Origin of the sequence: Fibrella aquatica, from assembly GCF_041321135.1 — a bacterium.
Taxonomy (GTDB): Bacteria; Bacteroidota; Bacteroidia; order Cytophagales; family Spirosomataceae; genus Fibrella; species Fibrella aquatica.
On record NZ_JBGGWF010000001.1, the window covers coordinates 958,885 to 974,816 of the forward strand.

Here is a 15,932-nt window from a genome sequence, read left to right on the forward strand (position 1 = left end):
TTTCTTCGACAGTATTTACGTGGCATGCCCCAACTTTCTCTTGCTTACAGTTGAAATTGGTGCGAAATTTGTAATCCGAGTTGTCAATACACATGCCGAATCGTCTGTTACACCGTTTCTTAATCCTCTCGCTGGCCGGGTTGCTGTTTCTGCTTCATAGCGGGATCGGCTCGTCGTTGCGTGTAGTTGAGAAATCAGTAAAAGCAGCGGCCACCAAGAAAACCCGTGACGCGGGCGATCAGAAAGAACAGACGGTTGTTAAAGCAGCCCTCGATGAAGCGGTGGTTGCCCCGGCGCTATCGTTTGATTTTTCGCAGGTAACGTACCTGCTATTTGCCGACGCCTGTCGGCTACTTACCCTCGACCGGCCTCTGCTGCGTCGGGTCTTCGATGTTCCTCAGTATTATTCGTCGTATCTCCGACAGGTCTTCGGCCACCTTATTGCGCCGAATGCACCATAAAGAGTTTGAGGTTTGTCGTTTGAAGTTTGTAGTTGCGGTGCTAAATCAGAAAACTGGTTGATCAGCATAGCAACTACGAACGTCAAACGACAAACCACAAACTCTTTTTTAGTTTTTCCATCCAAATTTTCCAATTCGTAACATCATGCAAAACAGAACCGTCGTTTTGGTTCTGACGGGTATTATAGCGGTGCTTTGCCTCTATTACCTGTCGTTTACCTTTGTCTCGCGCAATATTAAAAAAGACGCCGAGCAGTATGCTACCAGCAAAGGCGAGGTAGACATCAAGAAGAAGCAACATTATATTGACTCACTCTGGAAGCGGCCCGTTTATTTGGGTAACACGCTTCAGGAAGTAACCGAGCGCGAGCTTGGACTGGGCCTTGACCTTCAGGGTGGTATGCACGTGGTGTTGGAAGTGTCGCCGGGCGAAGTATTGCGCGGTTTGGCTGGCAACACTCGTGACCCACAATTCAATGAAGCCATCAAGCGGGCTACTAAAGATCAGCAAACCAGCCAGTCGAGCTTTGTTGATCTGTTCGTCAATAATTACAAAGAAGTAGTGCCCGGCGCTAAACTCGCCAGCGTATTCGCTACAAGCGCTAACCGCGCCCGGATCAACTACCAAACGTCGGATGCCGAAGTTAAGCGGTTCTTGAACGAAGAAGTGAGCGGTGCCATTGATCGGTCATTCCGGGTTATTCAGGCACGTGTCGACAAGTTTGGGGTAACCAACCCGAACGTACAGCGCCTACCCGGTAGCGGTCGCATTTTGATCGAGTTGCCTGGCGTAGATAATCCTGATCGGATTCGTCGCCTGTTGACAGGGGCCGCCAAACTGGAATTTACGGAGGTATATAAACTGAACGAAATTTCGCCGGGTCTCGAAGCGCTGGGTACGTACCTGGCCCGTGCCGAAGCTGAGCGTAAAGCTACTGCTGCTAAAGCCAAAACAACGGGTACCGTATCTGGAACAGCTAGCACAGGCGATCTGGCGGCTCAGTTGGGTGGTACTCAGAAAGCCGCTACGGCCGACACCGCCAAAACACAGGCCGATTCGGCTCAGACTCAGGCGGCCTTGACCAACCTGTTCATTCCGATCTCGCAAGATCAACTGGCTGTTGATCTGAAAGACACCGCCCGTGCCAACGCGATTTTCAACGATCCTGAGGTACGTGCCGTATTCCCGAATGATATGGTATTTGCCTGGGACCGGAAAGCAACTGAAATCGCCGCGCAGGGTGCCAACCCCCGTCGCGAATTGCTGCCCCTGTATTTCGTGAAAAAACCTAGCGGTAAGGCTCCGTTGGAAGGTGGCGTTATTTCTGATGCCGGTAATGATTACGACGAACGCGGAAGGCCTGAAGTGACCATGCGTATGAACGCCGAGGGTGCCAAAAAATGGCGTGCGTTGACCGCCTCTAACATCAACCGTCCGGTAGCGATTCTGCTCGACGGGCTGGTTTACACGGCTCCGAATGTTCAGAACGAAATTCCAAACGGAAGCTCAAGCATCACGGGTAACTTCACTGTTGAAGAAACCAAGGATATGGCCAACGTGCTGAAAGCCGGTAAGCTGGATGCCCCCGCCAATATTGTTGAAGAAAACATTGTGGGTGCTACACTGGGCTCACAGGCTATTCAGTCAGGTATCGTCTCATCGTTGGTTGGTTTGCTCATCGTCCTGATCTTTGTGGCTCTGTATTACAGCCGCGCCGGTCTGATTGCCGATATCACGCTGTTTGTCAACCTGTTTTTCCTGATGGGGGTAATGGCAGCGGTACCGGGGACGGTGCTGACCATGCCGGGTATTGCGGGTATTGTGCTTACAATCGGTATGGCAGTTGATGCCAACGTACTGATCTACGAACGGATTAAAGAAGAACTTGAACTGGGCAAGACCCTGCGGCAGGCTATCTCCGACGGTTTCAAAAATGCCCTGTCTTCGATTCTTGACTCGAACGTAACGACTTTCCTGACGGGTATCATCCTGTTCCTGTTTGGTACGGGTCTGATCAAAGGTTTCGCTACCACGCTGATTATCGGTATTCTGACCTCGCTGTTTGCTGCCCTGCTCATCACCCGGTTGATGATCGAGTGGTACGTAAGCAGTGGCCGTACGCTGAGCTTCTCGTCGTCACTGTCTAAAAACCTGTTCAAAGGGTCGAACTTCGATTTCGTATCGCACCGTCGTACGTATTACATCATCTCGTCGACCATTATCGCGTTGGGTATCGTTTCGGTATTGTTCAAGGGATTTGGTTTGGGTGTTGATTTCAAAGGCGGTCGTTCATACGTAATCAAGTTCGAGAAATCGATCACGACCGATGAGGTACGTGCCGCTGTGACTCCGTCACTGGGTGGTATTGAGCCGGAAGTGAAAACGTATGGCGGCAATGGTATCAGCACCGATCAGGTGAAGATGACCACAAGCTACGATATCGACAACACAGACCCGAATGCTGATAAGCAGGTGTCAGAAGCGGTGTTGAAGGGCCTGGCGAGCATCAATGGCAACAAAGCGTCTATCGAGAGTTCGCAGAAAGTAGGACCTACCATCGCCAAAGACTTGATCTATTCGGCCATCTGGTCGATCCTGCTGGCCGTTGCTGTTGTGTTTGGTTACATCCTGATCCGGTTTAAGCGGCTCGCCTTTGGGTATGGTGCCGTAGTGGCCCTGTTCCACGACGTGCTGATCATTCTGGCTATCTTCTCGATCGGTAACGGTTGGTTGCCTTTCTCGCTGGATATTGATCAGGCATTTATCGGTGCTTTGCTGACCATCATGGGTTATTCGATGAACGACACCGTGGTTGTATTTGACCGGGTTCGCGAATACCTGGCCGAAAACAAGGGTAAGAAAGAAGACATCGCGACCATTATCAACAACGCCTTGAACAGCACGCTGAGCCGTACGGCCGTAACGGGTCTGTCGACGATGCTGGTATTGGTAGTACTGTTCTTCTTCGGTGGTGCTACCATCCGGGGCTTTTCGTTCGCCATGCTGATCGGTGTAATCGTAGGTACGTACTCATCGCTGTTCGTGGCCACCCCAATCGTGGTCGATACGTTGAGCAAAGACGTTCTGGATGCAGATAAGCCAGTTGCTTCGCTAGCTCCTAAAACGGGTTACAGCGCTATTCCTGCCGACTTTACGGATAAGGAAGCGACTACGCCTGAAGAGTTTGCGCAAAACGCTGCCGCCAAAGAGAAAAAAGTGAAGACGACGCTGATCAAGCCGTCGCAGAAATAAGCTGAATAATACCCGAAAAGCCGAATGAGGACGTGCCTCATTCGGCTTTTTACACATAGTGTGTGTAAAGTCGGTATCTTTCTGCTACAATTGCCAATTATTACTTCACAGAAAGCTTAAATCACCAAACTTTATTTTCCTTCATGGAAGCAAAACTCAAACCGGCTGATACAACCAGTGTGTGGCGCAAGAAGCCAATGTACCTCTACGAGCAGGATATTCAGAAAAGTGAATTGAAGCGAGTACTGGGTAAATGGAGCCTTACAGCCATTGGTATCGGAGCAATCATTGGCGGTGGTATTTTCGTACTAACGGGTACTGCCGCTCATTACCACGCTGGTCCGGCACTGGCCCTGTCTTTCGTTGTGGCGGGTATCGGCTGTATTTTCGCTGCCCTCTGCTATGCCGAATTTGCCGCCATGTTACCCGTTGAAGGGTCAGCCTATGCCTATGCATATGGGACCATGGGTGAGCTGTTTGCCTGGGTTATCGGCTGGGGACTGATTCTCGAATATGCCATGGGGGCCATGACAGTGGCCGTTAGCTGGTCGGGTTATTTCAATAAACTGCTTCATCTGTTCGGCATAGACATACCCTTCTGGTTACGGAACGATCCGGTTTCTGCCGCTAAGTTTGCCGCCGATAATGGGTTAACTGATCCTGGTTTTTCGGTTAATCTGCCCGCTTTCCTCATCGTTTGGGTAGTAACAGCCGTATTGGTACGGGGTATTAAAGAAGCCGCTGGTGCCAACAACGTCATCGTGATCATGAAAGTGGCGGCGGTGCTGTTCGTAATTATTGTTGGTGCGTTCTACGTACAGTCAGCCAACTGGATTCCATTTATCCCTGTTCCTGAAATGATTCAGGGCGAGACCGGCGCACCACACGAAGCCTATGGCTGGGGTGGTATCATCTCGGGTGCATCGGCCATTTTCTTTGCCTATATCGGTTTCGATGCTGTATCGACGCAGGCTGGTGAGGCCATTAACCCACGGAAAGACATTCCGTTCGCTATTGTTACGTCATTGCTGGTATGCACAGTTCTGTATATCGCTGTTTCGCTCGTACTGACCGGTATGATCAACTACAAAGACATTGTTGGCGATGCGCTGAAAGCACCTGTAGCGGCCGCTTTTGATAACGTGGGTCAGCCCTGGGCTGTGTTTATCATTACCGCTGCTGCAACAGCTGGCCTGGTCTCGGTAATGCTGGTGATGATGCTGGGCCAAACCCGGATTTTCCTCGGTATGGCTAAAGACGGTCTGTTGCCAAACTTCTTCCGGAGCATTCATCCAACCCTTAAAACACCATTCAAGAGTACGATTCTGGTTGGTCTTGTTGTGTCACTGGTGGCGGCTTTCACGCCAATCAGCATCCTGGGCGATATGTGCTCGTTTGGTACGCTGTTCGCCTTTGCTATGGTTTGTCTGGCCGTGTGGCTGTTGCGTCGGAGCGATCCGGGCCGTGAACGCTCATTCCGCGCTCCTTTCCTGAATATTATTGCACCGCTGGGAATCCTTACCAACTTCTACCTCATTATCAACCTGAGCGAGCTGGCGCAACTACTGGCGCTGGGCTGGCTGATATTGGGACTGGGTGTTTACTTCCTGTATGGTCGTCCAAATAGTAATCTGAATAAGCTGTAAAAGATAGTTGACTCTTAGAAAAGCGCAGGTTCGGGTTTTTAGCCCGGAACCTGCGCTTTTTCTATTTCAAATAGGTTATACTACCTCACCCCCGGCCCCGGAACGCCGGAACGCCGGACCGCTCTCCTGTTGAGAGGGGAGCAGTGCTCTGTGAATAGTTTATGGTAGAGCATCCCCCCTCTCAACAGGAGAGCGGTCCGGCGTTCCGGCGTTCCGGGGCCGGGGGTGAGGTAAAAGCCAATAGAACGTATGAACTTCACCTCCCTCAATCCATACACCAACGACGTGTTTGCCCAGTATCCGGCGTGTACACAGGCGCAAATCGACCAACGGTTGCAAACAGCCCACCGATCCTTTGCCGACTGGTCGATGCGGTCTTTTGGCTACCGGGCCGATTGCTTTCGGCGGCTTGCCGGGGTGTTGCGAACTAAACAGGATGAACTGGCCTTGCTAATGACCCACGAGATGGGCAAAACGCTGACTGAATCCAGAGCCGAAATAGAGAAATGTGCGGCACATTGCCTGTATTACGCCGATCATGCCGAGTCAATTCTTCGGCCCGAAACGATTTCAACTGAAGCTACCTACAGTGGCGTCAGTTACGAGCCTGTAGGTGTTGTACTGGCCATCATGCCCTGGAATTTCCCGTACTGGCAGGTATTTCGCTATGCTGCACCAGCGCTGATGGCCGGTAATGTAACCGTACTAAAGCCCGCCCCAAACGTACCTGGCTGTGGCTTGGCAATTGAACAGGCTTTTCTGGAAGCCGGTTTTCCCGAAGGCGTAATGACCTGCCTGTTCGTCGACGTACCTGAACTGAAAGCCATCGTGGCCGATGATCGAATCGGCATGATCACACTGACAGGTAGCGAACGGGCTGGCACGTCGATGGCTGCGCTTGCCGGAGCCAATGTGAAGAAATGCGTGCTGGAGCTTGGCGGCTCCGATCCGTTAATCGTTCTGGCCGACGCCGATCTTGAAGCGGCGGCGCAGGCGGCTGTCACCTCTCGCATGAGCAACGCCGGTCAGGTATGTATTGCCGCTAAACGATGGCTGGTTGAAGCGCCGGTCGCCGATGAATTTACCCATCGGGTAGCCGAATTGATCCGGGCCATCCGGCAGGGAAACCCGTTGCTGGATGATGTGCAGATGGGGCCAATTGCCCGCCTCGACCTGGCCGATACACTGCGCCAACAAGTAGCTACGGCCCGTCAACAGGGGGCGGAACTGCACGTTGGCGGCGATAGTCACGGTACCGCTTTTGCCCCCACTTTACTAACCAATGTTGGTCTGGATAACCTTGTTTTTCGGGAAGAGACGTTTGGGCCGGTAGCCGCTCTTACAGTGGTGAAAAATGCAGAAGACGCCATAACCTACGCCAATAACTCTAAATACGGCCTCAGCGCGGCTATCTGGACGGCTGATAGTGAGCGAGCAACGTACCTGGCCCGTCAGTTGGCGGTGGGTAGTGTGTTTGTCAACGCGGTGGTGCGCTCGGATAGTCGATTGCCCATTGGCGGCGTAAAAAAATCAGGAATTGGTCGTGAATTAGGCGTAACAGGCATCCGCGAATTCTGCTTGTCGAAAACGACTTATATTGCTTAAATGACAGCACAGGAATTAGTTGGCTATGCAGCGGCGGTGTTAGTAGGACTGGTTATTGGTCTGGCTGGGGGTGGGGGGAGCATCCTTACCGTGCCCATTTTCGTGTACATCTTTGGTATCCCAATGTTACTGGCCACCTCGTATTCGCTCTTCGTGGTGGGTACTACCTCGTTGATTGGGTCGGTAAACCATATCTGGAAAAAACGGGTAGATCTGCGAGTAACGGCAGCCTTCGCGGTACCCTCGTTTATCTCCGTCTATCTCAGTCGCCGGTACATAGTACCTGCACTTCCCGATCCATTAGTTCGGCTTGGGACCTTCAACGTACCTAAAGACGAGGCCATCCTTCTCTTTTTTGCGATCATCATGGTGTTGGCTGCCCGCGCTATGATTCGCGACAAACAGTCTACTGATGGTATTGCCGCCGATGGAAAGCCGCGCTACGGAACACTGGCACTCGACGGACTGGCGGTGGGATTGTTAACAGGTATCATCGGCGCTGGCGGTGGTTTTCTGATTGTGCCCATGCTGGTTTTATTGGCTGGTTTGCCCATTCAGCGCGCCGTTGCCACATCGGTATTGATTGTGGCGATCAACTCGTTTATCGGTTTTCTGGGCGATGCGCAACAGATTCCTCTAGCCTGGGATTTTCTCTTGCCATTTACCGGTTTGTCTGTTGTTGGCATCTTTGTTGGCATGTATCTGGCCAGGTACGTGCCGCCCAATGCCCTCCGAAAAGGCTTTGGGTGGTTTGTATTGGCTGTGGCAATCTACATGATCGCCAGAGAGTTGGTGTAAATGGAGAGTTAAAAAGTAGTTAAGAAATAGAACATATGATTGTTGAACAACTGTATACGGGCTGTCTGGCCCAGGGGGCGTATTACATCGAAAGTGCAGGCGAAGCGGCTATCATCGATCCCCTACGCGAAACATCGCCCTACTTGCGCAAAGCCGAGAAAGCTGGAGCTACAATTAAGTATATTTTTGAGACCCATTTTCACGCCGATTTCGTATCCGGTCACCTTGATCTGGCCAAAAAGACGGGGGCAACTATCGTATATGGTCCTACGGCTAAAACCGGTTATGAAGCACATAAAGCCACTGATGGTGAAGTATTTAAATTGGGCGATGTCTGGATTAAAGTGCTGCATACACCCGGTCATACGCTCGAATCGGCAACGTACCTGCTGATTGACGAGCACGGAAAAGACTATGCCATTTTTACCGGTGATACGCTCTTCATCGGTGATGTGGGTCGCCCTGATTTAGCTATTAAAGGCGATGTGACCGAACGTGATCTGGCTGGCATGCTCTACGACAGTCTGCATCTGAAAATCATGCCTCTGGCCGATGATGTTATCGTTTATCCAGCTCACGGTGCGGGCTCGGCCTGCGGAAAGAACATGAGCAAAGAGACAACCGATACACTCGGCAATCAGAAAATGTTCAACTATGCGCTTCGGGCTAAATCGAAAGACGAGTTTATTGAGCAGGTACTCGATGGGCTTACCAAAGCACCTGCTTATTTCGCGCAAAATGCCCGCCTCAACAAAGAAGGGTATGAGCCAATCGATAAGGTGATGCAGCGGGGTACGCAGGCACTTTCACCGGCGGCATTCGAGGCGGCCGTAAACGAAACGGGTGCCGTTATGCTCGACGTGCGCGAAGCCGTTGATTTTGCCAAAGGCTTTATTCCGAACAGCATCAACATCGGCTTGAACGGGCAGTTTGCCCCCTGGGTCGGTGCATTGATTCCTGATCTGAAACAGTCGATTGCTCTGATAACGCCAGTCGGTTTGGAGCGCGAAACCATTGCCCGGCTGGCACGCGTTGGCTACGATCAGTGCATCGGCTATCTGGAAGGTGGCTTTGCTGCCTGGCAGGAGGCAGGCAATGAACTGGATACCATCGAGTCGATCTCGGCCGAGACTTTCGCTGAACGGTTAAACGAGCAACCATCTGCGTTTGTGATGGACGTCCGTAAACCCGTCGAATTCGATCCTGAGCACGTAGAAGGTGCCGAAAACCTGCCGCTGGACACGCTGAACGAGCATTTGGCCCAGATTCCACGTACAGAAGCGATCTACGTCCACTGTGCTGGCGGGTACCGATCAATGATAGCGAACTCGATTCTGAAAGCCCGTGGGTTCGATCAGGTCGTTAACGTAGAAGGAGGCATGGCGGCTATTAAAAAGACCGACGTCCCCGTTGCTGCTACCCGCCCGGCTGAGCAATAAATAGGTGGTTATTTGTTGTCATTGATTGTCATTAGTGGTCATTTGTTGTGATGATTAATTGTATTAGCAATCAATGACCACCAGCTCAATTTGGCACCGGGTTTTCGTCCATGCCTAGCCGGGGTAGGGGCGGGTTCAGCAACTTGGGAAGCACTTTCACCCGAAAAACGCGGGTGCCACCCACCTCAAAATCGCAACTGTAATAGCCTCGCTCTTTCACACCCCGATACACAGCGGTGTAGTTTACTTTCGCTGGCCAGCCATTCATGGCCAACTCGCCCGTAATGGCGTCAACAGCTTTACGCAGGTTGGAAAAATACACGATAGTCGGTTCACGCTGACGAACTGAGTTGAGTGAACCAACCGGTAAAACGGTCACTTCATAAATCGTAAGAGCCTGGCTGCGCATGGCGTAATGGACGGGTGCTGAACGTTGACAGATAAATTTTACGAAAAGTAACTAAACCGTTTCGTAACCCGCAACCAGAGAACGTACCCAGGCCCGCCTTATCGACACGAGAGGCGGGCTTTTTGCATCAGGGATGACAAAAGCGCTGCTTGCTGCACCCTAATCAACGTGTTCAATTGATCTAGCATGTTCAGATAGTTGTAGTTATCTGTTTAGTGTCGCAAGACACAGTAATCTTTCTGAATTGCTATCTTTTATCGGGAAAAGCCAGAAAAATTCTGTTTAACCGATAGATGGGTATGGAAAGACGAACAGCGGTGAAACAAGTGGCGTTGCTTGCCAGTGGGCTGATGACGTTACCGGCCTGGGCTACTGCCTGGACGAAAGCATCGGTAACAGGTAGCAATACGCTCTTAACTGCCACAGAGGCAGACACGCTTACGGAACTGATCGACACCCTGATTCCGGCCTCCGACACACCCGGCGCCAAAGCGCTGAACGTACCTGACTTCGTGCAGAAAATGATTGCCGACTGTTACGAATCGGCCGTGCAGCAGAACGTCAAAGCAGGGCTGGCAGCGACTGATGCCGTGGCTAACGCCAGTTTCGCGAAATCATTTACAGCTTGTGATACCCCGCAACGGCTCGATGTACTCAGGCAACTGCAGGTCTCGCCCGATCCGACACGCAAGGAGTTCTATTCGTTGATCAAAAATCTGACGATTCAGGGATATACCACATCAGAATATGTGATGACGAAGTACCTGAATCACACCATGATTCCCGGCCATTACTATGGCTGTGTGCCCGCACCTGTAGCTGCCAAATAACCCAACAACCGATATGGCAAATTTTACGATTGATGCTGTACCCAAACATACCTTCGACGCGATTGTAATCGGGTCGGGCATTAGTGGAGGCTGGGCCGCCAAAGAGCTGACGGGTAAAGGGTTGAAAACGCTGGTGCTCGAACGGGGGCGGGATGTAAAACACGTGGTTGATTACCCGACTGCCAACCTCAATCCCTGGGAGTTTGAACACCGGGGCCAGGTCCCGCTGGCAACGCAGGAAAAATACAGTCCCATTCGCTCGTTCATGCGCGAAGAAACCTTGCACTGGGCCATCAAACCCGATGAGCAGCCTTTTGTGGAAGAGCAACCGTTCACCTGGACGCGTGGCTATCACGTGGGCGGGAAGTCGCTGTTATGGGCGCGGCAAACGCAGCGCTGGAGCGAATTTGATTTCGACGGCCCCGCCCGCGACGGATTTGCCGTTGACTGGCCCATTCGCTACGCCGATCTGGCGCCCTGGTACAGTTACGTCGAGAAATTTGCCGGTATTTCCGGAAATAAAGACGGTTTGGCGAGTTTGCCCGACGGTGAGTTTCTGCCTCCTATGGAACTGAGCTGCATCGAGTCGCATTTACAGAGCGTTATTGCCCAAAATTATAAAGACCGCCACTTGATTCAGGGGCGTTGTGCGCACATCACCAAGCCGCAGCCTATCCACACGGCGCAGGGGCGGGCGCAGTGTCAGCACCGGGCCCTGTGCGTGCGTGGCTGTCCGTTCGGGGGTTATTTCAGTAGCAATGCCTCAACGTTGCCCTGGGCCGAACGAACCGGTAACATGACGCTCCGGCCGCACTCGGTTGTTCATTCGATCATTTACGACGAAAAGAAAGGCGGGGCCGCCTCCGGCAGGGCGTCTGGCGTGCGTGTGGTCGATGCCAACACCCTACAGATGACGGAATACTATGCGAAGATCATCTTTGTGAATGGCTCGGCCTTAAACAGTAACCAGATTCTGCTGAACTCGATATCGAGCCGTTTTCCGAATGGATTGGGTAACGATAGTGGTTTGCTGGGTAAATTCATTGCCTGGCACAATTACCGGGGCAAAATTTCGGCGCAGTACGACGGTTTTCCGGATAAGATGACCGATGGTAAAAACCCAAGCAACGGCTACATGCCCCGGTTCAGAAACGTATATCAGCAGGAAACGACCGGTCCGGCGTCTGGGTTTTTGCGTGGCTACGCAACAGGTGTAGGTGGTGGACGGGGCTACGCACAGAACCGAGACGGCGTGGGGCTTGAGCTGAAAGAGCATCTGTTGAACCCGAAATTAGGCCCCTGGAACATCAGTGGCTGGATGATGGGCGAAACCATTCCGATCGAGCGGAACCACGTTCGTCTCGACCCTACCCTGAAAGATAAATACGGTATTCCGCAGCTTATTACGTCGGCGGTATGGACAGAGAATGACGATAAGATGGTGGCTGATTATCTATCGCAGATGACGGAGATGTTTACGCTGGCGGGCTTCAAGAATATTCGGGCTACCGACACCCATGCCAATCCCGGTTCGGATATTCACGAAATGGGGGGCGTCAGGATGGGCAAAGACCCGAAAACATCGTTGCTCAACAAGTGGAATCAGCTGCATCACTGTAAAAACGTGTTTGTGACCGATGGGGCCTGCATGACCTCAACGTCTACGCAAAATCCGTCGTTAACCTATATGGCGCTTACGGCCCGTGCCGCCGATTTCGCTGTGAAAGAACTTAAAAAGAAGAACCTTTAATCTGCTTATGTACAACAAAACCATGTTCAGGCTGTTTTCAGCCGCTAGTCTGTCACTTGCCCTCACTTGCTTCACCACGAGCGAAGTGGCGGCACAAAAAGGAAAGCCCGTTTATACGTTTCCGCTGGGCCTTCAGACTTACACCTACCGCAATAGCCTTCCCAAGGATGTGCCAGGCACGTTAGATATGATTAAGTCGCTGGGTTTCAGGGAAATTGAAGGCGGACCGCCGAAAGGATTGACGGCGGAGGAATTCAAAAAAATGCTTGATGAGCGGGATATCAAAGTCACGTCAACCGGAGCTGGCTATGAGCAGCTTGTGAAAGACCCTGAGCCTACTATTAAGCAGGCGAAAGCGCTGGGCGCGTCGTTTGTGATGGTGGCCTGGATCCCGCACGAGAAAGGCAATTTCACGCTCGACAACGCCAAAAAAGCCGTCGACGATTTTAACCGGGTAGGTAAAACCCTGAAAGAAAACGGCCTGACGTTCTGCTACCACACGCACGGCTTCGAGTTTCAGCCCTACGAAGATGGCACGCTGTTCGATTACATGGTAAAAAACACCAACCCGGACTACGTTTCCTTCGAGATGGATATTCTGTGGGTAACGCACGGCGGCGGCGACCCAGTGGCTTTATTGAAAAAGTACGGTAGCCGTTGGAAACTAATGCACCTGAAAGACCTGAAGAAAGGCATCAAAGGCGATTTCACAGGAGGTACTCCGCCCGAAAACGACGTAGCCCTGGGCGATGGTCAGGTGAATATGCCTGAGGTCTTGAAAGAGGCTAAAAAGGTCGGCATCAAGCACTACTACATCGAAGACGAAAGCAATATCGAAACCACGCAGGTGCCGAAGAGTATCGCGTATTTGAAAGGCTTGAAGGAGTAAGTGGTTTCGTGTTTGCTGTTTTGTGTTTGACGTTGCTCCGCCGGTACGGTTGTTACGCCTAAAACGCATGCTGCGGCCCGCTGGGCCTAAGGATTTTGCTTGTGTGCTAACCTCTACCGATGCTGCGGCCCGCCGGGCCTATAGGATTCATTCATATGCTGCGTTCGGTCTGCTTTGCACGATATTAAGTGTCAACCTGATGCCGTTCTTGCTAGAGCGGGACATACTTGTAGGCCCAGAGGGCCGCAGCATCGGTAGTACTAATAGACCACGCTGACAAACCTAGCCCCAGAGGGGCGTAGCATGCGTTTCTGGCAAGAGACAACAATTAACGTACCCAGCCAATACAAAAAGGCCAGCCTGTGCAGAACAGGCTGGCCTTTTTACGTAAAATCGACTCAATTACTTCTTATACATCACCGCATCAACGGCTTCCAGCGTGCGCTTCAGACTTGGCAGAATTGCTTCGATGAGGGTTGGGGCGTAGGGGAGAGGCAGGTCGAGGCTATTAACCCGAATAACCGGCGAATCGAGGTAATCGAAGGCGTTCCGTTGAATGTTGTAGGTCAACTCCGACGAAATTGCCGCCAGTGGCCAGGCTTCTTCAACGATCACGCAGCGATTGGTTTTCTTCACCGAGTTGATAATCGTAGCGTAGTCAATGGGACGAACCGTGCGCAGGTCGATCACTTCGGCTGATATGCCTTTCTTCGCCAGTTCATCAGCCGCAGCCAGGGCTACTTTCATGATCTTGCCAAACGATACGATGGTTACGTCGTTGCCTTCGCGCACTACGTTTGCCTTGCCAATCGGAATCAGGTATTCCTCTTCGGGAACCTGTCCTTTGTCGCCGTACATCAACTCCGACTCCATGAAGATAACGGGGTCATTGTCGCGGATCGAGCTTTTCAACAAGCCTTTGGCATCGTAGGGGTTCGAGGGAACCACCACTTTCAGGCCCGGCGTATTGGCAAACCAGTTCTCGAAGTTCTGCGAGTGCTGGCTCGACAGCATACCGGCGTTACCCGTTGGACCACGGAATACGATCGGACACGAATACTGCCCGCCCGACATCGACATGATCTTGGCGGCCGAGTTAATGACCTGATCGATAGCTACTAACGAGAAGTTAAAGGTCATGAACTCGATGATTGGACGCAGCCCGTTGATGGCCGAACCCACACCGATACCGGCAAAACCAAGCTCGGCAATAGGCGTATCGATCACCCGTTCCGCGCCGAATTCGTCCAGCATTCCCTGACTGACTTTGTAGGCTCCGTTATACTCGGCCACTTCTTCGCCCATCAGGTAAACCGTCGGGTCAAGGCGCATTTCTTCCACCATAGCTTCCCGTAGGGCCTCGCGGAATTGTATTTCTCTCATGGATCAGTGCGTTGTAATCTTCTTACAAACCGAACGGCCACTTAGCATAAGCCGTTCAGAAGAACGCCCAAAATTAGGCAAGGATAACCAGAGTGGCAATTCGTTAAGGCAGGTACGTTCCAGGTACGTTGTTTCTGTCAACAAAAGCATCCATTTTTTAGCCATTTCGCCGCAAACCATCCTATTTTGCCCGGTGCCTGTGTTACGCTTTGATCAGGTTTTTGTACCGCAGGAGGGCTTCCAGGAAATAATAATCGGCGTAAACGAGCGGGACGTCTTTTTCAACGCCATGCGGAATACTGCCAACACAGTGCTTTATCAGGAAGTTAGCGTTCTCGTTGGGGTTGGCCCGGTACTCGGTGCTTGCTAGTGAGTGCAGCATGGTTACCGCATCATCGCGGTAGTTGGCTCCGGCTTTCCCCAGATAACCACTTAACTCGAGCAGGGCCGATGCCGTGATGGCCGCTGCCGACGCATCGCGAAGGGGCGGCCTGTTATGGTGCGTGTTTGCCTTTACTCCCGGCGTGTAACCAGCCTCGTTCACATCAAAATCCCAATAAGGGACCTTATCGGCGGGCAGGTTTTTGTGCGTCAGGTAGTAGTCGGCCATTTTCTGGGCTGCTGTCAGGTACGTTCGGTCTTTTGTTTCGCGGTACATGATCGTGAAGCCGTAAATAGCCCAGGCCTGTCCCCGCGACCAGGTGGAGTTGTCGGCGTAGCCCTGCGCTGTTTCGCGGCCAAGCACCTTGCCGGTTTTATCGTCGTAACAAACAACGTGGTAGGTGCTGTAATCGGGCCGGATCTGATTTTTTAGCACATTGTTGGCGTGGGTAATGGCCACGTTGCGGTAGGTTGGGTTGCCCGTAACCTTCGACGCAAAAAACAGCAGCTCGAGGTTCATCATATTGTCGATGATAACCGGGTACGTGTAGGTTGGCTCACCGTGCCAGGACACAAACTTGTTCCACGACTTGATGCTGCCCGTTTTTGGGTTGAACCGGGTGCAGAGTGATTTGGCCGACTGAACCAGAATGGCTTTATAGGCCGGGTTTTTCGTTAGCCGATACGCGTTTCCGTAGCTGCAATACATCATGAAACCAAGGTCGTGGTGCTCGGTGAAAGTCTTAAGCGGTTCCAGCTTTTCGGTCCACTGAATGGCGGCCTGTTTCATGGCTGGCTCCTGCCTTGCTTCGTAGGCATACCAGAGGCTACCGGGGAAAAAGCCCGATGTCCAGTCATACATATTGGTCGACCTGAGCTTGCCAGCTTCGGTCATTGAGCGGGGAAAAGCGACGCCGATGGCTTCGTTCAGGATGTTTTTTAGCGACTGATCGGCGTAGGTGATCGACTGCTGAACGAATGCGCGCTCGCTTGGGGCGGGAGAGAGGGCGGCTATCAGCAAACAAAGGGCGAAAAGAATAGACCAGCGGGCCTGTCTGAGCAAAAAATGAGTCATACGGGTATGCGTT

12 protein-coding genes are annotated in these 15,932 nt (G+C 52.1%); 9 read left to right on the forward strand and 3 right to left on the reverse strand.

What is annotated here, in order from left to right:
* Window positions 1-92: 92 nt before the first annotated feature.
* From ACAW87_RS03620 to ACAW87_RS03645, 6 genes are all read left to right on the forward strand, one after another.
* Window positions 93-461 (forward strand): hypothetical protein, encoded by a 369-nt coding sequence (locus tag ACAW87_RS03620; RefSeq protein ID WP_370721781.1) that lies wholly within the window; start codon window positions 93-95, stop codon window positions 459-461.
* Window positions 462-606: 145 nt separating this feature from the next.
* Entirely contained in the window at window positions 607-3,714 is a 3,108-nt protein-coding gene (gene secDF / locus ACAW87_RS03625) for a protein translocase subunit SecDF (protein ID WP_370721782.1), read from the forward strand.
* Between the two features lie 143 nt (window positions 3,715-3,857).
* On the forward strand, window positions 3,858-5,360 hold the full coding sequence (locus tag ACAW87_RS03630; RefSeq protein ID WP_370721783.1) for an APC family permease: 1,503 nt from the start codon (window positions 3,858-3,860) through the stop codon (window positions 5,358-5,360).
* Window positions 5,361-5,609: 249 nt separating this feature from the next.
* Window positions 5,610-6,965 carry an NAD-dependent succinate-semialdehyde dehydrogenase gene (locus ACAW87_RS03635; RefSeq protein ID WP_370721784.1) on the forward strand — a complete coding sequence of 452 codons (1,356 nt, stop codon included), beginning with the start codon at window positions 5,610-5,612 and terminating at the stop codon, window positions 6,963-6,965.
* A complete protein-coding gene (locus ACAW87_RS03640; RefSeq protein ID WP_370721785.1) occupies window positions 6,966-7,763 on the forward strand; it encodes a sulfite exporter TauE/SafE family protein in 798 nt (265 codons plus the stop codon).
* Window positions 7,764-7,798: 35 nt separating this feature from the next.
* Window positions 7,799-9,202, forward strand: coding sequence for an MBL fold metallo-hydrolase (locus tag ACAW87_RS03645; protein WP_370721786.1), 1,404 nt, complete (start codon window positions 7,799-7,801; stop codon window positions 9,200-9,202).
* A gap of 85 nt (window positions 9,203-9,287) precedes the next feature.
* On the opposite strand, the gene ACAW87_RS03650 is transcribed toward ACAW87_RS03645, so the two are convergent.
* Window positions 9,288-9,611 (reverse strand): hypothetical protein, encoded by a 324-nt coding sequence (locus tag ACAW87_RS03650; RefSeq protein ID WP_370721787.1) that lies wholly within the window; start codon window positions 9,609-9,611, stop codon window positions 9,288-9,290.
* 299 nt (window positions 9,612-9,910) lie between these two features.
* Here ACAW87_RS03650 and ACAW87_RS03655 point away from each other — a divergent pair, with 299 nt between their 5' ends.
* The 3 genes from ACAW87_RS03655 to ACAW87_RS03665 are packed head-to-tail and all read left to right on the forward strand — an operon-like array spanning window position 9,911 to window position 13,080.
* Window positions 9,911-10,441 carry a gluconate 2-dehydrogenase subunit 3 family protein gene (locus tag ACAW87_RS03655; protein ID WP_370721788.1) on the forward strand — a complete coding sequence of 177 codons (531 nt, stop codon included), beginning with the start codon at window positions 9,911-9,913 and terminating at the stop codon, window positions 10,439-10,441.
* A 13-nt stretch (window positions 10,442-10,454) separates the two neighbouring features.
* On the forward strand, window positions 10,455-12,191 hold the full coding sequence (locus ACAW87_RS03660; RefSeq protein WP_370721789.1) for a GMC oxidoreductase: 1,737 nt from the start codon (window positions 10,455-10,457) through the stop codon (window positions 12,189-12,191).
* A gap of 7 nt (window positions 12,192-12,198) precedes the next feature.
* On the forward strand, window positions 12,199-13,080 hold the full coding sequence (locus ACAW87_RS03665; protein WP_370721790.1) for a sugar phosphate isomerase/epimerase family protein: 882 nt from the start codon (window positions 12,199-12,201) through the stop codon (window positions 13,078-13,080).
* Between the two features lie 402 nt (window positions 13,081-13,482).
* On the opposite strand, the gene ACAW87_RS03670 is transcribed toward ACAW87_RS03665, so the two are convergent.
* A complete protein-coding gene (locus tag ACAW87_RS03670) occupies window positions 13,483-14,463 on the reverse strand; it encodes a pyruvate dehydrogenase complex E1 component subunit beta (protein WP_370721791.1) in 981 nt (326 codons plus the stop codon).
* A 202-nt stretch (window positions 14,464-14,665) separates the two neighbouring features.
* The gene (locus ACAW87_RS03675; protein ID WP_370721792.1) at window positions 14,666-15,919 is read right to left on the reverse strand and encodes a glycoside hydrolase family 88 protein; all 1,254 of its coding nucleotides are present in this window, start codon (window positions 15,917-15,919) and stop codon (window positions 14,666-14,668) included.
* Between the last annotated feature and the right edge of the window lie 13 nt (window positions 15,920-15,932).